Origin of the sequence: Halarcobacter sp. (assembly GCF_963675975.1) — a bacterium.
GTDB lineage: Bacteria > Campylobacterota > Campylobacteria > Campylobacterales > Arcobacteraceae > Halarcobacter.
This window is the reverse complement of sequence record NZ_OY780939.1, coordinates 529,134-552,720: the sequence shown is the minus strand read 5'-3', so window position 1 is coordinate 552,720 and position 23,587 is coordinate 529,134. Positions and strand designations below refer to the sequence as shown.

Annotated in this window: 21 protein-coding genes; 5 read left to right on the top strand and 16 right to left on the bottom strand. The window is 30.1% G+C overall.

The window, feature by feature from the left end; genetic code table 11:
- Positions 1-642 carry a FlgO family outer membrane protein gene (locus tag ACKU3H_RS02575; protein ID WP_320035420.1) on the top strand — a complete coding sequence of 214 codons (642 nt, stop codon included), beginning with the start codon at positions 1-3 and terminating at the stop codon, positions 640-642.
- Here the strand turns inward: ACKU3H_RS02575 and recJ are convergent.
- The 7 genes from recJ to mnmG all read right to left on the bottom strand — a co-directional run bounded on the left by recJ (position 637) and on the right by mnmG (position 11,155).
- The gene (gene recJ / locus ACKU3H_RS02570) at positions 637-2,202 is read right to left on the bottom strand and encodes a single-stranded-DNA-specific exonuclease RecJ (protein WP_320035419.1); all 1,566 of its coding nucleotides are present in this window, start codon (positions 2,200-2,202) and stop codon (positions 637-639) included. The two genes, ACKU3H_RS02575 and recJ, sit on opposite strands and share 6 nt — an antisense overlap.
- Positions 2,202-3,818: a CTP synthase gene (locus tag ACKU3H_RS02565; RefSeq protein WP_320035418.1), complete on the bottom strand. Its 1,617-nt coding sequence runs from the start codon at positions 3,816-3,818 to the stop codon at positions 2,202-2,204. Before ACKU3H_RS02565 ends, recJ begins: the two co-directional genes overlap by 1 nt.
- Before the next feature lie 112 nt (positions 3,819-3,930).
- Positions 3,931-5,316: a cytochrome c oxidase accessory protein CcoG gene (gene ccoG, locus ACKU3H_RS02560; protein ID WP_320035417.1), complete on the bottom strand. Its 1,386-nt coding sequence runs from the start codon at positions 5,314-5,316 to the stop codon at positions 3,931-3,933.
- A gap of 96 nt (positions 5,317-5,412) precedes the next feature.
- Positions 5,413-6,252, bottom strand: a complete 840-nt coding sequence (locus tag ACKU3H_RS02555) for a hypothetical protein (RefSeq protein WP_320035416.1) — start codon at positions 6,250-6,252, stop codon at positions 5,413-5,415.
- Positions 6,253-6,534: 282 nt separating this feature from the next.
- On the bottom strand, positions 6,535-7,380 hold the full coding sequence (locus tag ACKU3H_RS02550) for a tetratricopeptide repeat protein (RefSeq protein ID WP_320035415.1): 846 nt from the start codon (positions 7,378-7,380) through the stop codon (positions 6,535-6,537).
- 24 nt (positions 7,381-7,404) lie between these two features.
- On the bottom strand, positions 7,405-9,123 hold the full coding sequence (locus tag ACKU3H_RS02545; protein WP_320035414.1) for a cation:proton antiporter: 1,719 nt from the start codon (positions 9,121-9,123) through the stop codon (positions 7,405-7,407).
- A 160-nt stretch (positions 9,124-9,283) separates the two neighbouring features.
- Complete coding sequence (gene mnmG, locus ACKU3H_RS02540; RefSeq protein WP_320035413.1) at positions 9,284-11,155, bottom strand: tRNA uridine-5-carboxymethylaminomethyl(34) synthesis enzyme MnmG; 1,872 nt, start codon at positions 11,153-11,155, stop codon at positions 9,284-9,286.
- 189 nt (positions 11,156-11,344) lie between these two features.
- Between mnmG and ACKU3H_RS02535 the strand changes: the two genes are divergently transcribed.
- Entirely contained in the window at positions 11,345-11,962 is a 618-nt protein-coding gene (locus ACKU3H_RS02535; RefSeq protein ID WP_320035412.1) for a riboflavin synthase, read from the top strand.
- Here ACKU3H_RS02535 and mmuM read toward each other — a convergent pair.
- The 8 genes from mmuM to ACKU3H_RS02495 form a co-directional block, all read right to left on the bottom strand.
- The gene (gene mmuM, locus ACKU3H_RS02530; protein ID WP_320035411.1) at positions 11,952-12,893 is read right to left on the bottom strand and encodes a homocysteine S-methyltransferase; all 942 of its coding nucleotides are present in this window, start codon (positions 12,891-12,893) and stop codon (positions 11,952-11,954) included. The genes ACKU3H_RS02535 and mmuM overlap by 11 nt on opposite strands.
- On the bottom strand, positions 12,877-13,656 hold the full coding sequence (mreC, locus tag ACKU3H_RS02525) for a rod shape-determining protein MreC (RefSeq protein ID WP_320035410.1): 780 nt from the start codon (positions 13,654-13,656) through the stop codon (positions 12,877-12,879). Before mreC ends, mmuM begins: the two co-directional genes overlap by 17 nt.
- On the bottom strand, positions 13,649-14,680 hold the full coding sequence (locus ACKU3H_RS02520; RefSeq protein ID WP_320035409.1) for a rod shape-determining protein: 1,032 nt from the start codon (positions 14,678-14,680) through the stop codon (positions 13,649-13,651). The genes mreC and ACKU3H_RS02520 overlap by 8 nt, the downstream gene beginning before the upstream one ends.
- A gap of 13 nt (positions 14,681-14,693) precedes the next feature.
- Positions 14,694-15,914 (bottom strand): ATP-dependent Clp protease ATP-binding subunit ClpX, encoded by a 1,221-nt coding sequence (gene clpX, locus ACKU3H_RS02515; RefSeq protein ID WP_320035408.1) that lies wholly within the window; start codon positions 15,912-15,914, stop codon positions 14,694-14,696.
- Positions 15,915-15,928: 14 nt separating this feature from the next.
- On the bottom strand, positions 15,929-16,711 hold the full coding sequence (gene lpxA, locus ACKU3H_RS02510; RefSeq protein WP_320035407.1) for an acyl-ACP--UDP-N-acetylglucosamine O-acyltransferase: 783 nt from the start codon (positions 16,709-16,711) through the stop codon (positions 15,929-15,931).
- Positions 16,712-16,723: 12 nt separating this feature from the next.
- On the bottom strand, positions 16,724-17,167 hold the full coding sequence (gene fabZ, locus ACKU3H_RS02505) for a 3-hydroxyacyl-ACP dehydratase FabZ (RefSeq protein ID WP_320035406.1): 444 nt from the start codon (positions 17,165-17,167) through the stop codon (positions 16,724-16,726).
- A gap of 71 nt (positions 17,168-17,238) precedes the next feature.
- Positions 17,239-18,282: a lipid-A-disaccharide synthase gene (lpxB, locus tag ACKU3H_RS02500; protein WP_320035405.1), complete on the bottom strand. Its 1,044-nt coding sequence runs from the start codon at positions 18,280-18,282 to the stop codon at positions 17,239-17,241.
- Positions 18,279-19,352 carry an epoxyqueuosine reductase QueH gene (locus tag ACKU3H_RS02495; protein WP_320035404.1) on the bottom strand — a complete coding sequence of 358 codons (1,074 nt, stop codon included), beginning with the start codon at positions 19,350-19,352 and terminating at the stop codon, positions 18,279-18,281. The genes lpxB and ACKU3H_RS02495 overlap by 4 nt, the downstream gene beginning before the upstream one ends.
- A 141-nt stretch (positions 19,353-19,493) precedes the next feature.
- Here ACKU3H_RS02495 and ACKU3H_RS02490 point away from each other — a divergent pair, with 141 nt between their 5' ends.
- On the top strand, positions 19,494-19,808 hold the full coding sequence (locus tag ACKU3H_RS02490) for a hypothetical protein (RefSeq protein ID WP_320035403.1): 315 nt from the start codon (positions 19,494-19,496) through the stop codon (positions 19,806-19,808).
- On the opposite strand, the gene ACKU3H_RS02485 is transcribed toward ACKU3H_RS02490, so the two are convergent.
- Complete coding sequence (locus ACKU3H_RS02485) at positions 19,805-21,004, bottom strand: FAD-dependent oxidoreductase (protein ID WP_320035402.1); 1,200 nt, start codon at positions 21,002-21,004, stop codon at positions 19,805-19,807. The two genes, ACKU3H_RS02490 and ACKU3H_RS02485, sit on opposite strands and share 4 nt — an antisense overlap.
- A 195-nt stretch (positions 21,005-21,199) precedes the next feature.
- On the opposite strand from ACKU3H_RS02485, the gene nfo reads away from it, so the two are divergent.
- Both nfo and ACKU3H_RS02475 read left to right on the top strand, forming a co-directional pair.
- Positions 21,200-22,084 (top strand): deoxyribonuclease IV, encoded by an 885-nt coding sequence (gene nfo / locus ACKU3H_RS02480; RefSeq protein ID WP_320035401.1) that lies wholly within the window; start codon positions 21,200-21,202, stop codon positions 22,082-22,084.
- Positions 22,085-22,213: 129 nt separating this feature from the next.
- Positions 22,214-23,569, top strand: a complete 1,356-nt coding sequence (locus ACKU3H_RS02475; RefSeq protein ID WP_320035400.1) for a phosphatidylserine decarboxylase family protein — start codon at positions 22,214-22,216, stop codon at positions 23,567-23,569.
- The last annotated feature ends 18 nt before the right edge of the window (positions 23,570-23,587 follow it).

Below are 23,587 nucleotides of genomic sequence, written 5' to 3'. Positions count from 1 at the left end.
ATGAATAATTTTTTTGTAAAAGTATTGAAGTATAATCTACTTCCAATACTTTTAATTACTTTCTTTACCGGATGTGTTGATATGGTAAAAGAGGTTACTACAGGTAATATTGCTAAAAAGATAGCTAGTAAATCTCCTACATATCACAAAAACTTAACTGGTGCAAATGATTTTAATTCGCTTGTTGAAAATCTTATTCAAGACCAAGAATCAAAAGTAGCTAAATATATAACTTCTGAAGAGATTATATTAGTACCTGATTTTGTTAATATAAATAGATTACAAAATCGTTCAAAATTGGGCTTTCTTTTATCTGAACAAATGAAAAATTCATTATCTAACAGAGGTATTATCATAAAAGCTATTGAGCTTGGAAGAGATTTTCAGTATGGCAAGCATGGATTTAATCTCTTAACAAGAAACCAAAAAGATATAAAAGATAAAACAGTTGATAATAATTATGCTTTTGTAGGAACTTATAGTATCACTACACAAAGTTTAATAGTTTTTATAAAACTTATAGATATAAAAAATGGAACAATTTTGAGTTCTGCATATAGTGAAACTTTGATTGATGAAGAGATTTTAGATTTGGAAAGAAGTTCTTCCCATTCTCATATAATCACTCCAATGGTTTTATAAAATATCTTGGATTAGAAACTGAGGGCTTACTTCCCCTCTAAATTCATTTTTATTTATAGATACTACTAAACTTATATATTCATCTAATATTTTATTTTCTGTGTGAAATTGTAAAGCTTCGAATACAAAGCCATTATTATTTAGTGTTAGCTTTAAATGGTTTTTGTCTTTTCCAAAAAGTTGAGATTTCATAACTTTAGAATTTGATATTTTAAATATAGGTCTGTGATTATCTAATCCATATGGTTCAAACTTTTCAATAATATCTAAAAACTCTATATCAACACATGAAGCATCAAGCTCTCCTAAGACATCATGTTCTATATGTAGCTCTTCAGGTTCAATATTCAACAAAGAGTTAATTCTCTCTTTAAACTCTTCAAGATTTGATGCTTTCATAGATAAGCCAGCGGCATTTTTATGTCCACCGAAACCTATTAATAAATCAGATGTTTCAGAAATAATAGAGTGAAGATTTATATTAGCATTTGCTCTAGCACTTCCTTTTGCTATTCCATCTTTAATAGAAAAAATAAAAGCTGGTTTTTTATGTGAATTTGAAAGCTTAGATGCGACAATCCCAATAACACCTTCATGCCAATCATCTCCCCAAACAATTACTGCATTATCTTCTTCATTTGTTGCATTGTTTGCTTTTTGAGAGATTCTTTCTTGAAGAACTTTTCTATAACAATTTAATTCTTCTAAAAGTTGTAATGAATTATTTGCATCATATATATTTTCAGATAATAAAAAAGATAAGGCAACTGAAGCATCATCCATTCTTCCTGCACTATTGATTTTAGGTGCAATTGTAAAACCAATATCATCTGAAACATATAGGTTCTTTTGCATCATCTCATTTATTTTTATAAAAGCTGGTCTTTGAGATTGTTTTATTAACTTTAGCCCGTGTTTAACCATAGTATAGTTTAAACTTGTCATTGGCATGATATCAGCTATTATTGCAATACATAAAAGGTCAAAAAACTCTTGTAAGTTTACATCTGCATTGATCTCTTTTTTTATTGCTGCACATAAATACCAAGCAACTTGTGCTCCACATATATCTTTAAATGGAAAAGTACAATCTTCTTGTTTAGGATTTATGATTGCAAGTGCATCAGGAAGTTCATCTCCAACTGTATGATGGTCTGTGATAATCAAATCTATATTTTTTTCTTTTAGTTTTTTAGCAGCATTTACAGCAGAAATACCATTGTCTACTGTTATTACTAAACCAGAATCAATCATATCAACAATCTTAGGTGATAAACCATATCCATGTTTAAATCTGTTTGGAATAATATGATTTACTTCTACTCCAATTTTTTTGAAGAAGTCAACTATAATTGTAGTAGATACTACTCCATCAACATCATAATCTCCAACAATAGTGATTTGTTCATTTGTTTCTAAAGCTTTTTTGATTCTTTTTGTAGCTTTATCTATATCTTTAAAACTATCAGGTTTAGGTATTTGGGCAAGGCGAGTATATTGGTTATCCTCATGCCTTGCTTTTAAAAGATCGAAAAGTTTTTTTTTCGTAATTTTTGACATTACTTAGTGGCGTTCGCTTGTTTTACAAACTCTAAAATAATTGGATTTGGTGTTTCTAAGTGTGAAGTAAATTCTGGGTGGAATTGAACTCCTACAAACCATGGATGGTCTTTTATCTCTACAGCCTCAATAAGACCATTAGATTGACCAGTTATTTGCATACCTGCTTTTTCTAATTGTTCTTTATATGCTGGGTTTGCCTCATATCTATGTCTATGTCTTTCATAATATACTTTTTCTGTACCATAAGCTTTTTGAAGATTACTTCCTTTTAGTGGTTCAAATGGATATTCCCCAAGTCTCATTGTTCCTCCCATAGGAGATTTTTTAGTTCTAACTTGTTTGTTACCACTTTGGTCAATAAATTCATCAATTAAATATATAAATGGATTTGGTGTTTCTGTATCAAATTCAACTGAGTTAGCATCTTCAATCTCAAGTACATTTCTAGCATATTCTATAACTGCTAACTGCATACCTAAACAGATACCAAGATATGGAATTTTATTTTCTCTTGCATATTTAATAGCTTCAAGTTTCCCTAAAACACCTCTGTGCCCAAATCCACCTGCAACTAAGATACCATCAGCATTTCCGATAATTTCATATGCTCCACTATCTTCTATTCTCTGAGAATCACACCAAACAATATTTACTTTTGTATTTAGGTGAGCTCCAGCGTGAATTAGTGCTTCGATTAATGATTTATAAGACTCTTTTAAATCTAGATATTTACCAACAAATGCAATTGTAACTTCATCTTGAGGTACAAGAATATTTTTTACTAATGTATCCCATTTTTCCATATTTGGTTTTAGTTTTACATTGAAGTGCTCAGATAAAGGATTTAAAATACCCTCTTTGATAAAGTGAAGAGGCACTTGATAAATTGATTGTGCATCTCCTGCTTCAATAACTGCATTTCTATCAATATCACATGAAAGTGCAAGTTTATCTTTTAGATTTTTTGGAAGAGGTTTCTCTGTTCTACATACTAACATATGTGGAGTGATACCAATTCTTCTCAATTCTTGTACAGAGTGTTGTGTAGGTTTTGTTTTTAGTTCTCCTGCAGCTTTTATGTAAGGGATTAAACTTACATGAATATTCATTGTATTTGTTTTTGGTAACTCATGTTTCATAGCTCTAATTGCTTCCATAAAAGGTAAACCTTCTATATCCCCAACAGTTCCACCAAGCTCAATGATTAAAAAGTCATTATCTTCAGCTGCTGCATAAATTCTGTCTTTAATCTCATCTACAACATGTGGAATAACTTGAATAGTCTTACCTAAGTATCCACCTTTTCTTTCCCTTCTAATTACACTTTGGTAAACTTGACCTGTTGTAAAAGAGTTTTTTGCAGTAAGAGTTTTATCTATAAATCTTTCGTAGTTTCCTAAATCCAAGTCTGTTTCTGCACCATCAGCTGTAACGAAAACCTCTCCATGCTCTAGGGGACTCATAGTCCCTGGGTCAACATTTAAATATGGATCGATTTTAAGCATTGAAACTTGAAAACCTGATTGTTTTAAAATAGTTGCTATAGAAGCTGAGGTAATACCTTTTCCTAGTGAGCTTAAAACCCCACCTGTAACAAATATGAATTTAGTCATTGTATGAAACTCCGTAAAAATTGATTGAAAATTGTAAAATTATTTCGCGATTATAACTTAATAGAAGTAAATTTTGAGTTAAGTAGAAAGGAGTATTGAAACTCCTTTTACTTTATTTTTTTAGCTTGTCAGCTCTTGGATAGATAAATACTGCTTTTCTAAATACAGTTACTTTTTCAGGTTCATCAACCGCAAAAGCTCTGATTGTAACAGTGATTGGTGTATCTTTTGTAGCATCATTTACAAGTACTTTATCTGTTTGTAAAATAACTACTTTTTTAGCCATTTTTTTAGGGCTTAATTTAAATGGTTTAAATCTTGTAATTTTAATATCTGGATGATCAATTACTTCTAAATCATATGTATGAGTTTTAGAATCAGTGTTTTGGAAAAGGAATAAGAAGTTATTTGTTACAACATTTCCTTCTTTTACTTTATAAAGTTGTGTTGTTTTATTTACATTTAACAACATATGCTCTTTTTCTCCACCCATTACAAATAAAAGACCAATAATAACTACAAGTGCTACTGAGTACATAATTGTAGATTTCCTAAATATTTTAGTAGGTTCATTTTTTTCAATATCCCTTGTACTTGTCCATTGTACTAAAGATTCTTTTCCTAATTTACCCATAACTGTTGTACATGCATCAACACATTCTAAACAGTTGATACATTCAAGTTGCATACCTTTTCTAATATCAATATGAGTAGGGCATACAGTTACACAAGATTCACAGGCAGTACATTCATCTTGTTCATTTGGTAAATCTTTTTGCTTAAAGATAATTTTTTCTTTTGATTCATTATAGATATTACCACCTCTTTTTGTAGAGTATATTGCTTGGTAAGTATCATCATCATAAAGTACTGATTGAACTCTTGAATAAGGGCAAACATATACACAAAAGTTTTCTTTCATCCAAACCACATCATATACTAAAAATGCGGCAATGATTAAAACAAAACCTATTAAAAACCAGTGTTCAGTTGGGTTTTGAATATATGCAAAGAAATCCTCAGGTGGAACAAAGTACCACATAAAGTCAGCTGCTGCTATAATAGCTAGTAAAGACCAAAGTAATATAGCAATAACTCTTTTTGAAGCATTTTCTGCTTTTTTCCAATTTGGTTCTTTTTGTTTATTTTTTATTCTTCTTAGACCTAAAAGTTTTCCTTCGATTAAATCTCTATATACAACCCTAAAGATTGTTTGCGGACATGACCATCCACACCATGCTCTTCCTCCAATTGCAGTAACTGCAAAAATACCTAAGAATAATAACATAAGTAGAAATGGCATTAAATATAATTCTTGCATATCAAATGCAACACCCATTAAGTGAAGTTGCTTTTTATCAAATGATAATAAAAATATATGATTTCCATTAATTGTAATAAAAGGTACAATTAAAGCAACCATAGTGGCAACAATATAAGCATAATACCGTTTTATTCGGTATGGAGTCTTTTTTAAAGTCGCTGTTTGTGCTTCCATTTTTCTCATCCTAAACTTTTTCTTTAATTATATATAAAGCTAACTTATAATTAACATAAATAATTATAAGTTTAAGTTATAAGTTAAGCTTATATATTAAAATGTAAGTTTTCTATAAGTTTCTATCCTTACAGAAATACTGTTTATGATAGAGTCTATATCGTAGTTATGTGAATAATTAATTTTAGGGTAGTTTTTTATTATAGAATCAAATTTTTCAATTATCTCATCTAAAGTACTTCCTTTAATTGTTGGTAAATGTAACTCTTTTATTAAACTCTCATCATACTCTTTGTCGTCTCTTCTTAATAATACAGGTTTTCCCCCGCATTCTATAGCTTCAATACATGTATTAAGTGATCCTGATAAAAGATACTTAACCTTTTTTATTGAATCAATGTAATCCTCTTCTTCTAATATTTCACTGAAATAAGGGCTTAACTCTTTTTCATTTCCTAAAAAGAAATAGTGCCCCCAAAGTAGAGGTATATTTGTTTGTTTTGAATCTTTGCATAGATTAAGAAGTATATTGTTGTAATCATCATCTCCAAAAAAGAACATTTTTTCTATTGGATGATTTTTTTGCCTTTTATAAAGTTCTTTATCAATGATTTTAGAAGGTATATCATCAGGTATTTTATATAAAAGTGTACAAAACTCTTTCATATTTGTTTCCATAAATTCACTTGCTTCATCAGTATCATAGATTAGGATATCTCCTCTTTCCATGATATTTGGCAAATTTGATAGTATATCTACTGAGACATACTTTTTTATACCTAATTCCTCTTTAGCATAAGCACCAGCTCTAAAATCACAAGTGCATAAAATTGGATCGCAATTTTTTTCTTCTAAAAGTTTAGCAACAGCTGAACATCTTCTTGTGGCATCCAATCCAATGGCATGACCACTTTTTGCATAAAGATAAACTTTCATAATCTTTCCTAATCTTAATTTTTGATTACACCAATTTCGCGAATTCTATAATAATCTAGATTAAAGTTTATATTTTTTGTATTTGTATCTGATAAATTGTGTATAGTGTCAGTCGTAGAATAACAAAAAATAAAAGACAAAATTAATCTTAAAACTTATATTTCACTCTTATTTATAGAGATTGGTGCTTTTAAACATATTTATTAGAAGTATTATACAATTATTTCTATTTATATAATCTTAATTATTATTTAATGAATCTCTCAAACTCTTTTTAAATAGTTATTCCTTCACTTTATTTTCTATTATGTAATATCTTTTTTTTGCATAATCATTTCCAGATTTTATATACCAATATTTAGCTTTTTCTATGTTTTTTTCCACTCCTAAGCCTTCTTCATAAAGATATCCTATCCACGACATAGAATAATTATCATCTTTATTAGCTGCTTGCATAAATAAATCGAAAGCTTTTTTATAATCTTTTTCTACTCCAAAACCATTTGCATAAAGATAAGCTATTTTAGATAATCCATAAGCGTTATCTTTTTTTACTGTTTTTTCATACCAGTATTTAGCTTTTTTATAGTCTTTTTCTACTCCCCATCCTTGTTCAAAATAATACCCAAGTTGATTTTGAGATAAGGTATCTCCTTGAAAAGCAGCTTTTTGAAAATATTCAAATGCTTTCTTTAAATCTTTTTTTACACCTAAACCTCTATCATATAAATTTGCTAATTCTTTTTGTGCTTTCATGTCATTTGAGTCTGAGGCTTTTTGAAACCAGTAAAAAGCTTCTTTATATTCTTTATCATCTAAATAATTTATAGCTAATTCTCTTTGAGAATATGTATCTCCTGCTTTTGCTGCTTTTAAATACCACTTTGTAGCTTTTCTCTTATCTTCAGAAACTATTTTTCCTACATTATAATAGTACGCTATCCAGCTTTGAGCAAGGATATCTCCATCTTCTGCTTTTTCTTTATAACAATAAAATCTTCTCATATCTTCAGGATAGATTTTACAATCTTTAACATCTTTATAAATTTTTGATATATTTTTATTATCTATTGCACAACTTGCAAATAATAAAACTAATAATAAAGGTATAAATATCTTTTTTTTCATCTCTTCACCTTTTAATAGTTATATTTAGTCATCACTTTCTATTCCATCGTGTAATCTTCTAATAGTTTCATAATCATCTTTTCTAAAAAATGTTAAGAGTTCAATTACCTCTTCTCTTGTTCTTCCAAGGCTTAAAAGAGTCTCCGCTCCTAATCTTAGACTTCCTTCAGAAGATTCTGGCATTGCCCAAGAAGCACCATGTTTAAGTAGAGCATCTCTTGTTTTCATATTTTTTGTTCGAGATAAGATTCTAAGTGTTGGAAATCTATTTCTTATATGTGAAACTATTTTAGATGAGGTATGATGATTATCAACTGTTACAATCACTAAATTTGCTCTGTCTAAACCAATTTGTGATAAAAAGTCTAAATTGCTTAGTTCCCCAAAATAAACTGCACGCCCCTCTTTTTGTCCTAACTCAACTCTTTGTATATCTGCATCAAAGGCTACAAAAGGAACATTTGCATGATGAAGCATAGTTGCAACTAATCTTCCAACTCTACCATAACCAGCTATAATCACACCTTTCCATTGTTCTTCTGGTACATAAGCTGATTTTATCTCAATTGGAGTGTTATCAAATTTTTCTGCAATCTTTTCACTTAACCTTACAACTAAAGGTGTTAAAAGCATACTAAATGAGATAATAGTAACTGCTGCTACAAACATCTGGTCACTAATTACACCTAAAGCTTTTGCTGCTCCAAATAATACAAAACCAAACTCTCCACTTTGAGCTAAAAGAAAAGAGACAGATATTGCTGTTGAGCGTTTGTATCCCATATAAATCATAAGTAAAAATAGGGCAACTATTTTTATACTCATAATCACAACTAAATGTTGAACCAAAATCAAAGGATCATTCATCATAGCTTCTAAATCTACAGACATACCAACAGCTACAAAAAATAGTGTCATAAGAAGACCTTTATAAGGCTCAATATTTGCTTGAATTTGATAATGGTATTGAGAGCTTGATAAAATCATACCCATAATAAAAGCACCTAAAGCCATAGATAAACCAGCATGTTCCATAGCCCAAGCTGCAAATACTACAGATAAAATAACTGAGAAAAAGAAGGCATCCTTATTTTGATGTTTAGCTAAATAATCTAGCATTTTAGGAACAAGATATTTTCCAAAAGCAAGAACAAGTAATATTAATCCTATCGCTATAAGAACTTGTTGCCAAACAGGGTGACCATCTGTAAGATTACCTTTATCTGCTAAAATAGGAACTAATGCAAGGAGAGGTACAACTGCCAAATCCTGCATAAGTAAAATAGAAAAACTGCTTTTTCCTTTTGGCGTATAAAGTTCACCTTTTTCTTGTAATATTTGCATAACAAATGCTGTAGAAGATAGGGCAAAAGTTAAACCTACCAATAAAGCAACTTGCCAAGAACTTGAATAATATATTGAATATAAAAATATAAAAAAACCAGAAATAAGGATCTGACCACTTCCTAATCCAAAAACCTCTTTTCTCATACTCCAAAGTTTTTTAGGTTGCATCTCAAGCCCAATTACAAAAAGTAAAAGTACAACCCCAAACTCAGTGATATGACGAACAGCTTCAACCTCTTTTGTTAAAATTGGACCAGGAGAATAGGGACCTACAATAACTCCTGCAATAAGAAGTCCTAAAATACTACCTAATCCTAAACGTTTAGATAAAGTTACTAAAATAGTGGCAACTACAAATAGATAAAGTGTAGAGTTTAACAATTCGCCATTTGACATAAAAATCCTTATTATTGTTCTAATTTATGATTATTATAAGAAGTATATTTTACTAAATAAAATTGAAGAGAATATTATATTTTTATAAAAGTGAGTATTTTGTTTTAACTAGAAGATTAAATCCTTTTGATAAAGAATAATCTCTAGTTAAATAAGATATTTATTTTGAAGCTTTATTTTTCACATTTAAATACATATGAATAATATCAATAGCAGCTGGTGTTACTCCTGATATTTCACTTGCATTAAACAGCGTTGGTGGTCTAAATTTTTCTAGTTTTTCTACTACTTCATTTGATAAACCAGGTATTGCTTTATAATCAAAGCTTTCAGGGATTGTCATTTGAAGCATTTTTTTCATTTTTTCTATTTGTTTTTTTTGTTTTGCAACATATCTATAATATTTTGCTTCTATTATAATTTGCTCTTTTAGGTATTCATCTGTAGAAGATAATGTTTGTACAAGCTTATCAAATTTTGAAGCATCAACTGTATTTCTTCCTACTATATCAATAAGCAGTGATCTATCTTTGATTTTGTCTTCACCTAGACTTTCAAGTAGTTCAAGATTTTCTTTTTTTGAAGTGAACCATTCATTTGCCATAAATTCAACTGCATCATTTAGAGTTTTTCTTTTATGTTCTACAATATCCATTTGTTCATCAGAGATTAGTCCAAACTCGTGTCCATATTTGCTTAGTCTTAAATCAGCACTTTCTTCTCTAAGAAGAAGTCTATATTCTGCTCGGCTAGTGAACATTCTATATGGTTCATTTGTTCCTTTTGTAACTAAGTCATCAATTAAAACCCCGATATAGGCTTCATCACGTCTTAGGATAAAAGGTTCTTTTTCATCTATAGCTAAAGCTGCATTTATACCTGCAATTAAACCTTGAGATGCTGCTTCTTCATATCCTGTTGTTGCATTGATTTGACCTGCATGGTAAAGGTTATCAATCTTTTTAGTCTCAAGGGTATGTTTTAACTCTGTAGGGTCAACATAATCATACTCAATAGCGTAACCATATCTGATGATTTTTGCATTTTCTAATCCATTGATAGAGTGAATCATCTCTTTTTGAACATCAATAGGTAAAGATGTTGATAATCCATTTATATAGTATTCTGTACACATTTGTGTTTGTGGCTCTAGGAATAACTGATGTCTTTCCCTTTCAGAAAATCTATTTACTTTATCTTCTATACTAGGGCAATATCTTGGACCACTTCCTTGAATTTGTCCTGTAAATAGTGGAGCTCTGTGGAAGTTACCTGTAATAGTATCGTGTGTTCCTACATTTGTATATGTTATATAACATGGATATTGTTTTGGATTGAAGTTTGATTTATCTGTTCTAAATGAAAATGGTGTTGGTTTTTCATCTCCACCATGAGCTTCCATCACATCAAAATTTATAGAGTTAGAATCAATTCTTGCAGGTGTTCCTGTTTTTAGTCTTCCTACATTTAAACCTAATTCTTTTAATTGAATAGATAGTGTAGATGATGGCAATTCCCACGCTCTACCTGCGTCATATTTATTTTCACCTATATGAATAAGTCCTCTCATAAAAGTACCTGTTGTAAGGATAACTTTTTTTGCTTCGAACTCTTCACCAAGTTTTGTTTTTACACCATATACTTTATTATCTTCTATTAATAAAGAACTTACTTCATCTTGATAAACTTCAAGGTTAGGAGTGTTGTGACAAACTTTTCTCATGTAGTGTCTATACTCATCCATATCGATTTGAGCTCGACTTCCTTGAACTGCTGCTCCTTTTGAGGCATTTAAAATTCTAAATTGGATTCCTGCATAGTCTGTACAAAGACCCATCTCTCCACCAATAGCATCAAGTTCTCTTACTAAGTGTCCTTTAGCAAGACCACCAATAGCAGGGTTACAACTTGCAGCACCAATTTGCTCTACAAGCATAGTGATAAGTAGGGTTTTTTTACCCATTCTTGCAGCTACTAAAGAGGCTTCAATCCCTGCGTGACCCCCTCCAACTACGATTACATCATATTTCATGTTTTTCCTTCGAAAAAGCCTTTTAATCTATTTTGGCTTTTTAGTATTTTTATAGGAAATCTCTTAGATAAATGTTTTCTTCCACTTATCTAAAAAATTTCAATCTTAATAATTTTTCGGTATTATATCACATTGATATTAGTTAATACTTTATATTATAGATTAATAGATACTAAAAGAAGGATTTTTTTGTTTACTGGTTTGATACGTGAGATGGCTGAGGTTGTTAGTCTAAAAAATAGTTTTTTAACACTAAAAGCAAAATATAGACCAAAGATTGGAGACTCAATTGCTGTAAATGGAGCTTGTCTTACAGTTGTTAGATTTTCTAGTGATACTTTTACTGTAGAGTTATCTCCTGAAACTCAAAGTATATTAGCTATGGAAAACTACAGAGGAAAAGTACATATCGAACCAGCTATGATGATGGGTGATAGATTTGAAGGTCATATTGTTCAAGGTCATGTGGATTGTTTAGGTACAGTAAAAACTATAAAAAACAACGGAAATTCAACTGATTTTATCATCTCTTTGCCAAAAGAATATGCAAAATATATTATTCCAAAAGGAAGTATTACTATTGATGGTGTATCTTTAACAGTAAATGAAGTTTTAGAAGACTCTTTTAGACTTACAATTATTCCCCATACTATAAAAAATACACTTTTTGAAACTTATAAAGTTGGCTCAAAAGTAAATTTAGAAACAGATATGTTTGCTAGATATATTTACAATATGTTTCAAAATAAAAGTAGTGATAAAGATTTGACTTGGGATAAAGTTGATGGGATTATGGCTAGATATTAGATTTAAGTGTTTTTCTTAATTCTTTAATCTCTTTTGGTCCTGTTTGACAACATCCACCAATAATATTTGCACCCTCATTTTTCCATAAGTTTGCCATCTTTGCAAACTCTTTTTCATCAGTTGGTGAACTTTCCCATTGTTTTATTAGAGGATTATATTTTGCTCCTCCATTAGGATAAACAACTATATTTTTGTTTGATGATTTTTTTATTTTTTTAACTAAAGATTGGATATATTGTGGAGAGGTACAATTTATACCAATGGCACTAATATGCTCTTGTGTATCTAAATATTTAACACAAGTTTCTATATCATCTCCAGCATTTGTAAAGCTTGAATCTTTTGCACTAAAACTAATCCAAGAACAGATATCTTTAAAATCTTTTAAAAGTTCACATATGATTTTTGCCTCTTTTAGTGAAGGGATTGTTTCCACAGCAAAAATATCAGGGTTTGTTCTTGCAATAATTTCTAATCTATTTTTATGGAACTCTTTTAGCTCTTCATCTGAAATTTTATAGTTTCCACTATACTCTGAACCATCTGCTAAGTATGCTCCATAGGGACCAATTGAAGCTGCAACTAAGGGTTTTATTCTATTTTGTGATTTGTTTTCTTCCCAAAACTCATCTCTTGCATCTTTTGCTAATTGGATTGATAGGATTAGTAAGTTTTTTGCAGTTTTTTCATCAAAGCCTTTTTTTACAAAACCTTCAATAGAAGCTTGATATGAAGAAGTGATTATACAATCGGCACCGGCATTTAAATATTCAGTGTGTATGTCTTGTAGTGCTTTTGGGTTTTCATTTAGAAATTTAGCCGACCACAAAGAATCATTTATATCAAAACCTTTTTCTTGTAATCTAGTACCTAAAGCTCCATCAAGTATCAATAAAGCTTGTTTTTCTAGGATTTTATTTACTTGGTTCATCTTTTTTGATCTTCTCTTTTTTATATACTAAAAATGATTTTTGTTTAAGTACATTTGCATAGGGTATTATAGTTGCTTCTTGTATATCTTGCATCTTTTTTATTGATACTACACGACCAACTTTTAAACCCTCAAAAAAGATATTATCCATACCTGAAGTTATAACTTCATCTCCCTCTTTTATATCAAACCAGATGGGAACAAATTTTGCTATTAGTTCATGTCTATTTTGTGAACCATGGATGATACCTGGGGCTTTGTTTTTCCCTATGAAGATTGCATAATTACATTTTTCATTTCCATTTAGTAAAGCTTTTGCTCTACCTTGTAGATTTACAACAATACCAGCAGCATAGCCATTTGAGATAAGACCTAAAATAGAATTATCCTCTTTTTTCATATCAAGCCATACTTTTGTAAAATTATCAAAATCTATATATGACAATACATTTACAAATCTTATTTGGTCTGTTGTTCCTTTTGGATTGTTTACTGTTTTTAGTACAGAATCTAGCTCATTGTGAGCAGATTCATAAAGAACTTTGTAGGGTCTTAATTCTTTATTTTCTTCTTGAAGCTCTTCTATTGTAGATACTTGTTTAAAATATTTTTCTGTAGTTTCTTGAATTGATACGACAGTATTTATGTATGAACGTTTAATTGATTCGAAGGGATTGAAATTTCTAGCAACCATCTCATCTACCTCAAAAAGGTATCCAAGAGAGATTGCTAAAAAAAGAATAAAAAATATTAGTTTATTCATTAGAGATTAATTTTAATAATGCGTCCTGATCTAATACATTACTTGTTCCATAAGCAACAGCAAGTAATGGTTCATCTGCTACACTTACAGGAAGTTTGATAATATCTGCAAGATATTTATCTAAGCCTCTAATTAAAGCTCCACCACCTGTTAAAATAACACCATTATCAACAATATCACTTGCTAAATCAGGTGGCATCTCTTCAAGTACTGATCTTACAGCAGATACAATCTCTCTTAAAGGTTCTTTTATAGCAGTTCTAACACCTTCACTTCCTAATTCAATAGTTGAAAGAAGTCCCGAGTTATCTCTACCTTTTACTTTGATTTTTAATTCTTGGTCTTGTTTAATAGCTGAACCAATCTCTATTTTGATATTTTCAGCTGTTCTTTCACCAATATATAGGTTGTAGTTTTGTCTTACATATTCCATAATAGCTTTATCAAATCTATCACCAGCTACTTTAATTGATTTACATAATACAAGTCCACCAAGAGATGTTACACCAATCTCAGTAGTACCACCACCAATATCAACAACAACATAACCAGATGGGTCAGAAACTGGAATACCTGCACCAATTGCTGCTGCCATAGGTTCTTCTACAAGGAAAACCTCTCTAGCCCCAGCACTTAGAGCTGATTCTTTTACAGCTTTTCTTTCAACTTGAGTAATTCCATATGGGATACAAATAATAATTCTTGGTCTGATAAATGATTTTCTGGCATGAGCTTTTTCAATAAAATATCTAATCATTCTTTCTGTCATCTCAAAGTCAGCAATAACACCATCTTTCATTGGTCTAACAGCAGTGATATTTAATGGTGTTTTACCAATCATTTGCTTAGCTTCTTGACCTACAGCTAAGATTTTATCTTTTCCGTATCTATCATTTTGTACTGCTACAACAGATGGCTCATTTATAATAATACCTTTCCCTCTAATAGAAACAACAGTGTTTGCTGTTCCAAGGTCTATTGCCATATCATTTGAAAACATTCCAATTAACTTGTCTAATAACATTTATATCCCTTCTTTAAGCTATTTTTGGCTCTTTCTCTTTAGTTACAACTTCTTTTGTAATAATCACTTTTTTATCTTTGAACTTAGGTAAATCGTACATAATATCTAACATAATATCTTCTAAAATTGATCTTAACCCTCTAGCTCCCGTTTTTCTTTCAATTGCAAGTTTTGCAATCTCTTTTAATGCATCCTCTTCAAACTCAAGTTCAACATCATCCATTTTGAATAGTTTTACATATTGTTTGATTAAAGCATTTTTAGGTTCAGTTAAAATATGAACCATATCATCTTCAGTGATTTCATTTAGTGTAGCAATCATATGAAGTCTTCCGATTAATTCTGGAATAAGACCATATTTTACTAAATCATGAGCTTCTACTTCTGAGATAATAGTTTCATCATTTTTACTTTTTTTCTCTTGGTTGAAACCTAATACATTTCCACCTTTTTTCTTTTTAACAATCTCTTCAAGACCATCAAATGCTCCACCACAAACAAATAAAATATTTGTAGTATCTACTTGAATAGCATCTTGTCCAGGGTGTTTTCTTCCACCTTTTGGTGGAACATTTACAACTGAACCTTCAACTATTTTAAGAAGTGCTTGTTGTACACCTTCACCTGAAACATCTCTAGTGATAGATCTGTTTTCACTCATACGAGCAACTTTATCCACTTCATCAATAAAGATAATTCCTGTTTCAGCTCTTTTTACATCTCCATTTGCAGCTTGTAAAAGTCTTGTGATTACATTTTCAACATCATCTCCAACATACCCAGCTTCTGTAAGTGATGTTGCATCAGCTATTGCTAAAGGTACATCAAGATAGTTTGCAATAGTTTGAGCAAGTAGTGTTTTACCTGAACCTGTTGGTCCTATTAAAAGTACATTTGATTTATTGATTTCTGTATCATCTTCAATTTCATTTTTTCTAAAGATTCTTTTATAGTGATTATAAACTGCAACTGAAAGAACTTTTTTAGCTCTATTTTGACCAATTACATAATCATCTAAAATCTCTTTTAATTGTGCTGGAGTTTTAAGTTCTAAAGAAGAAGTTACATTATCGTTTTCCTCTTGTCCATCTTCATCAGAAGGCTCTTTTACTCCTGTCATTATTTCGTGTGCAGCATTTACACAAGCTTTACAAATACAAGCATTATCTCCTGATATGATTGGATTCTCAGCTGAATCAGGTGCTCCACAAAAATCACATTCTAGTTGACTCATATAAATATATTCTCCTATTTTCTATTAAAAGGTATTCCACGTTTTGTTGAAATAACAAAATTAGCAAGCTCTTGTACATAGATATTATTGTTCGTTTCAATAAGCTCTTTAGCTACATCAGCTATTGCATTTCCTGATTCAAAGATAGCTTTATAAGCTCTTTTAACTTCATCAATATCTTCTCTACTTTGAAATCTTCTTCTTAAACCTGTTAAGTTAAGACCTCTTAAAACTGCTCTATTTCCCTCTGCAAGGCAAAATGGTGGGATGTCTTGAGTTACAACTGAACCACCTGCAATCATCACATTTGAACCAATTTTACAAAATTGATGAATAGGTGTTAATCCACCTACAACTACATTATCATCAATCTCCACATGTCCTGCAAGTGTTGCTACATTTGCAAAAATACAATTGTTTTTTACAATTACATCATGGGCAACATGAGTATATCCCATGAAAAGGTTATTATCACCAATTTTAGTGATACCACCTCCACCTTCAGTTCCCGGGTTAAATAGTGTGTATTCTCTAATTTTGTTATTATTTCCAATTACTAGTTCAACATCTTCCCCGTTGAATTTTAAATCTTGAGGGATTGTTCCAATTGAAGCGTGAGAAAAAATTTGATTATCTTCTCCTATTGTAGTTTTACCTTCAATTAGTGTATGTGAACCAACTGTTGTGCCATTACCTATTTTTACATCTTTACCTATTATTGTATAGGCTCCAATTGTTATATTATCACCAAGTTGGGCACCATCTTCTATTATTGCTGTTTTGTGAATATTATTCATTTTTTACCTATTCTATTTATCAACAATCATAGCTTTTAGTTCTGCTTCTGCCACAAGTGCATCATCCACATAAGCTTTACCGTCAAGTACTATTAAGTTCCCTCTTAGTTTTTTAACTTCAATTTTATATTCAAGTTTATCTCCTGGTTTCACAGGTGTTCTAAATTTTGCTTTATCAATACTCATAAAATAGATAACTTTATTTGCTAACTCTTCATTTGATAAATCATTACTTTTTAGTGCTAATACTCCACCTGCTTGAGCCATACCTTCTAAGATTAATACTCCTGGATATATTGGGTGTCCTGGGAAGTGTCCCATAAATGCCGGCTCACTTATCGAGATATTTTTATACCCAATGATACTTTTACCTTTTTCCATCTCAGTAATTCTATCTACTAAAAGAATTGGGTATCTATGGGGTAAAATTTCTTGAATTTCCATTATATCTAACATTCTTGTATCCTATGTGTTTATATTTATAAATATTTATATTTTAAAAATCATATATTTTATCCAAAAATAAATTAGTTTTGGATTATTTTAGCTACATTTTCAGAACTACCATGTTTCAAATATTCCCTTAATATAGTAGAGTTTTTTAAGTATTTTTTTCTATCCATAGAGTTATACTCTTTTAAAAGATTTTCCACTGTTACATCTTCTTGTAAAAACTCTTTATGAATAGGTTTTTTACCCATTTTTTCAAAGAAAATATTAGCTAAACCTATATGGGGAAGTTTTACAAATTTCCTTCCTATAAAGTAATCCACTTTTTTAGCAATATAACTTAAAACGAAAGGTGTTCCTACAATTGAGGCTTCTAATGTTGCAGTACCTGAACAGATAAATCCAAACTCTGCTTCTTTTAAACTTTTTGGAGCATCATTTGATATTTCAAAATTTGAGATGTCTCCATAAATTTTTTCAATATACTCTTTATCAAATTTTGATGGGATAATTAGTATATGTTTTTTATCTTTTATTTGTTGACTTATTTCTCTAAAAACTGGCATATGATTTACTATTTCAGTTTTTCTACTTCCTGGCATATAAACTATTTTGTCAGTTTTTTCAAGGGTAGTTTTATACTCTGTAATCTCATCTAACAATGGGTGACCAACATAGGTAACTTTATCTTTATTTGTGTAGATATCTTTTTCAAAAGGTAAAATAGAACATAATTTATCACAATATTTTTGTAGTTTAAATACTCTTTTTTTCTTCCATGCCCAAGCTTGAGGAAGAATATAATAGATTATCTCTTTGTCTGGATAGTTTTCTTTTAGTTTTCTTGCTAGTGGGAGGTTAAAACCTGAACTGTCCATAAGTAGAACTTTGTCACAATCTTTAGCAGCAAGTACTAATTCATCCCTTAATTGAAAGAAAAATCTTAATTTTTTTATTGCATCAATAAAACCCATTATTGCAAGTTTTGTTAGGTCATACATTGGATTACCTAACTCTTTGTCAAATACCCCAACAAGCTCAATATCATCATTTAGATATTTTATTAACTCTTTTAAGTGAATATTTGATGAGGTTTCCATTGCACAGACTAGAAGCCTCATACAATAACCTCTTTCACATCTTCATAAATAACACTATCAAGTTCAATCTCATATTTTCCATCAATTACTTCATCAACTATAACAATAGTAGATAAACCATAAGGATTTTTTGTAACTTTATCTCTGATATTTAGTTCTGACTCAAATGTTGGTGGATTGAACATTAAGTCTTTAGTACATTTGTAAGAGCTGTTTCCTATCTCGTTAAAAATATCAAGACTTAAAACTTTTACTTCATCTCTACCTAGATAGTGAATCTCATCTTTTTCATATACGATTCTTCCATTCATCTTTTTATTATTTAAAGTTGAATAACAAAGAAAATATGATGGAACTATTTTTTTATCAATTTTAGTTAAGCCTTTTAATAATCTATAATTTAAAAATCTTTGTTTTATGATTTTAAAAGGGATACCTTTTTCTTCTAATTCATCTCTTTTTTTGTATATCTCTAATCTACTCTCAATCGATTCTGGTAAGATTTGATTAGAAATAGGTGAAAACATCTCATCCATAATTTTTTTCTGCTGCTCTCTTTGTGCAGTTAGTCCAAATAGACAACCACAATAGTTTTGCCGATACAAAGAGTTTTCTTTTACAAGTTCTCCTTGTTTTTGGGTACCACTTCCACTTCTGTAATCTTTAAAAATAAATTTACAATCGTATTTTTCTTCTAATTCATTCCCTATTCTTTCAAGTTTATCTTGAGATTTCTTAGGTGAGATTAAAAGTGTGGTTGTAAATTTATCATGGCCTAGTTCTTTTGCTTTTTTTACAGTTGTTTCAAGTCTATCATCAAAACATACTGTACATCTGTCACCTTTTTCAGGTTCATTTTCTAAACCTTTTACTTTCTTTAACCACTCTTCTAAGTTGTATGGACCCTCTATAAGCTTTATACCTAACTTTTTACAAGAATACTCAACATCATAATATCTAAGTCGGTATTCATTATATGGATGGATATTTGGATCATAAAAGAAACCAACTATCTCTTCATTTGGATACTCTTCTTGAATTCTCATTAAAAAATAGTGCGAATCTACGGCGCAACAAATATGAACTAGCAATTATAACCTTTAATTATATATTTTATCGTTTTTTAGTATTATAGTGAAATTTTTTGAAACAAAGGATAAGAGATAAAAAAATTACTCTTTTTTGTACCCATTATATTGTTTTTTACTTCTTGTTCTTTTAACCAACCTACGGTGGTTTCTAGTGCAACAATACTGATAAAAACACCAAAACTAAAATTTTATGATAAAGGTTTTATCTCTATATACAATAACTATACCCAAGTTGAAATTTTGACTGCTGGGACAACAATCTTAAAGCTAAAAATGTATGAAGACAAAATTTGCAAAGACTTTTATTCCTGCCAAAGTTTTAAAAGTTTTAACAAAGAGTTTTTAAATGAAAACTACAAAGAAACTTTTATAAAAGAGCTTTTTGAAAAAAATGAAAAAAATACTATTTTCAGAGATAAAGAAAATAATATTTTAATCAAAATTTTACGAGATTAGATTTTTCTTAGTTTTGAATACCCAGATTTTATAAGTTTAAGTAGAGGTGCTCTATACGATGTAAATACATATTTTTTAATCTCATAAGCTAATCTTCCTTTTACATGGAAAAGATTAAAAATATTCCCCGCTGCATATTGTCCACCTAAAGCGATTAAAATACCATCTAGCTTTGGTTGACATTTTACAAGTTTCTTTTTATTTATGATATTTAAAATATTTTTTCCTGCATTTGTACCACTGATTCTTGCAATTGTAACATTTGGAGGCATTATCTCTCCAGCAGCATTTTTAATCTCAGCAATATCTCCAATAGCAAAAATATTTTCATACTTATCTGTTTGCATATATTCATTTACTATTATTTGACCTTTTCTATTTTTAGCTACGTCTAATTCATCAGTTATTTTAGAAGCTTCAACTCCACCTGTAAAGATTAGAAAAGAATAATGAATTTTTGTGCCATTAGATAAAAATGCAAACTTATCTACACATTTTTGAAGTTTTGTATTTGTGATAACATTTATACCAAGCTCTTTTAATCTATCATGTGAGATTCTAATAAGTTCAGGAGTTAATCCAGGTAAAATAGTATCTGAACTACTTATTATAGAGATTTTCATATTATCACAAGAGAATTTACCCCTTTTAAAAAACTTTCTAGAGTTGTATGCCATCTCTGCTGCTATTTCAACTCCAGATAAACCAGCTCCAACAACTACAATATGTGTATCTGCACACTGTTTTGCTTCATCTCTAATTTTTTTAAACAGTTCATTTTCAAAACTTTGTTTAAAAAACATTGCTCTATGAAGTTTTTTTATATCATCAGCATTATTTAAACCAGAGATTGCTGTAGGAAAAAATGTTCTTGTCCCTGCTGCCATTATTAGATAATCAAAATCAACTATCTCTTTTTCTTCAGTAAATATCTTTTTTGTATTATGGTCTATTTGTCTAACTTTTAGGTTTTTATATTCCAAATATGGATGGTTTAATCCTGCACAAAGTGTTGTTAAATCTATAGTTACATCAGCAATATTTGATTTATTTGCAATCAAATCATAAACTTCTGGTTGTAAGTTGTGAAAAGTGTGTTTATCAATAAGTGTTATTTTTATATTTTTTGATTTAACTAATTCTCTTAGGGCATAAATACCCGCATATCCACCACCTATAATTACTACTTTATCCATAAAACATCCTTGCATATCTATATGGTATAGATATTTACATATATTGTGCCATTGAAAAATAACTCTTCGTAAATGTGTAAAATAATCAAAAATTTAAAAAATGTGTGTAGATTAATAACATTATGTAAAAGGAACTCTTAAAATTATCTACAGACTTTTTTAGTAAAATATAACAAAAAAAGAGGATATTTAATAATGAAATATGTAGGAGCACATGTAAGTGCAACAGGGGGAGTTTTTAATGCTCCATTAAACGCAAAAGAGTTAGGAGCAAAAGCTTTTGCTCTTTTTACAAAAAATCAAAAAAGATGGGATGCAAAACCATTTGATAACAAAACTTTAGACCTTTGGTTTAAAAATTTAGAAGAGAGTGGTATTCAACCAAAACATATTTTACCTCACGATTCTTATCTTATTAACTTAGGACACCCAGAAGAGGAAAAACTTATAAAAAGTAGAAATGCTTTTATAGATGAGATGCAAAGATGTGAAATACTTGGACTTGATAGACTTAACTTTCATCCAGGAAGCCACCTACAAAAATTTTCTAAAAGAGCAGCTGATTATGATGATTTGATTTATAGTGCAGAGTTGCAATGTCTTGAAGTAATAGCAGAATCTATAAATATAGCTTTAGATAAAACAAGTGGTGTTACAGCAGTTATCGAAAATACAGCAGGTCAAGGAACAAACCTAGGATATAAATTTGAACACCTAGCTTATATAATAGATAAAGTTGAAGATAAATCTAGAGTTGGAGTATGTATTGATACCTGTCATATGTTTACAGCTGGATATGACATAAGAACACGTGAAGCATACGATAAAACTTGGGGAGACTTTGATAAAATAGTTGGACGAGAGTTTTTAAAAGGGATGCATATAAATGACTCTAAACCACCTTTAGGAAGTAGAGTAGATAGACACCATTCTTTAGGTGAAGGTGAGATTGGTTGGGATGCCTTTAAATTTATCATGAATGACAGCAGAATGGATGATATTCCAATGGTTTTAGAAACTATTGATGAGACTATTTGGCCTGATGAAATTAAGGCTATGTATGAGTTGGTAGGGAAGTGATTCTTTTCGCAATTTAGCAATAAAAAATCAAAATCTTTCCTTTTGACAGTACTTGTGACATAAATACTTTATAATATAATTGTTTATTAAAAAAAGGTGTAATTAAACAATTTTTATAAAGGAATAGTTATGAGTCATTTAAAAAAAACAAGAGCAGGAAGTTGGCTACCTAGTAGTGTAGAGCAGATTGATGCTTGGATTAGGGATTTAAAAAAAGAGGTACAGAAACAAAATGCTCCTTTAATAAAACCTATACAAGATTTTAAACAGATGGTTGAAAGTGATGCTATTTTAAATGGTCTTGCTACTTCTATGTTCACAGAAGCTGTGATAATGAGAGAAAAAACTCCACTAGGAACTCCTGAGGTTAAAAATTTTGATGAGTTTTTATTTCTTTTAAATGGTATTATGACACAGGCTCCTCAGTTTACAGAATGCCCTGATAAAAGTGGTGATGATGAGCCTTGTGGGCTTATAGGTTTTCCTATAAATGCTTTGCTTGATTGGCCTATGGCTACAACTTTTGGCTATGAGTTTTTTTCAAATACTTTGGTAAATCAACAACTTAAAAAGATATTGGCTTATTGGAGTAAATATCTTGTGAGTAAAGGTTCAAGAAAAGTATTAGTCGAAAGTTTCCCTAAGAGAACTCCTAAAGTATTAGCTTGGCTTAGTGACGAAGCAAAAAGAGAGATGGTAAAAGTTGCTTGTGAAGCTGTAGTGGATAAAAAAGATTGTAAGAAACAAACTTTTGAAGATATTTTTGAGTGTAATCCAAAAGATAAGTATTATGGCTTTAAATCTTGGGATGATTTTTTTACAAGAAAATTTAGAGAGGGTGTAAGACCAATAGCAAAAGGTAAAGATATTATTGCTAATGCTTGCGAATCTGCACCTTTACAAGTTGTGGAAAATGTAAAAAAAGATGCAAAATTTTGGCTAAAAGGGCAACCATACTCTTTGGAAAATATGATGAACTTTGACCCATTAGCTAGCAAGTTTGAAGGTGGTACTGTTTATCAAGCCTTTTTAAGTGCTTTAAGTTATCACAAATGGAACTCTCCTGTAAGTGGAAAAGTTAAAAAAGCTTTTATAGTAAATGGAACATATTATTTAGAGAACAAATATCAAGGCTTTTCAAATAAAGATGGTGGAGATCCTAGTGCACCAAATGATTCACAATCTTTCTTAAGTGCAGTTGCCACAAGAGCAGTTATTTTTATAGAAGCAGATAATCCAAAAATAGGTTTAATGTGTTTTATTGCTATTGGTATGGCTGAGGTTTCATCTTGTGAGATAACTGTAAAAAAAGGACAACAAATCAAAAAAGGTGATGAGTTAGGGATGTTCCATTTTGGTGGCTCTACTCATTGTTTGATTTTTGGACCAGATGTAAAATTAGAATTTGATTTTCATAATAATAAAAAGCCAAGTATAAATGCAGTAAATATACCAGTACATTCAAAATTAGCAACTGTGAAATGAAAAAAGAAAAATAAATAA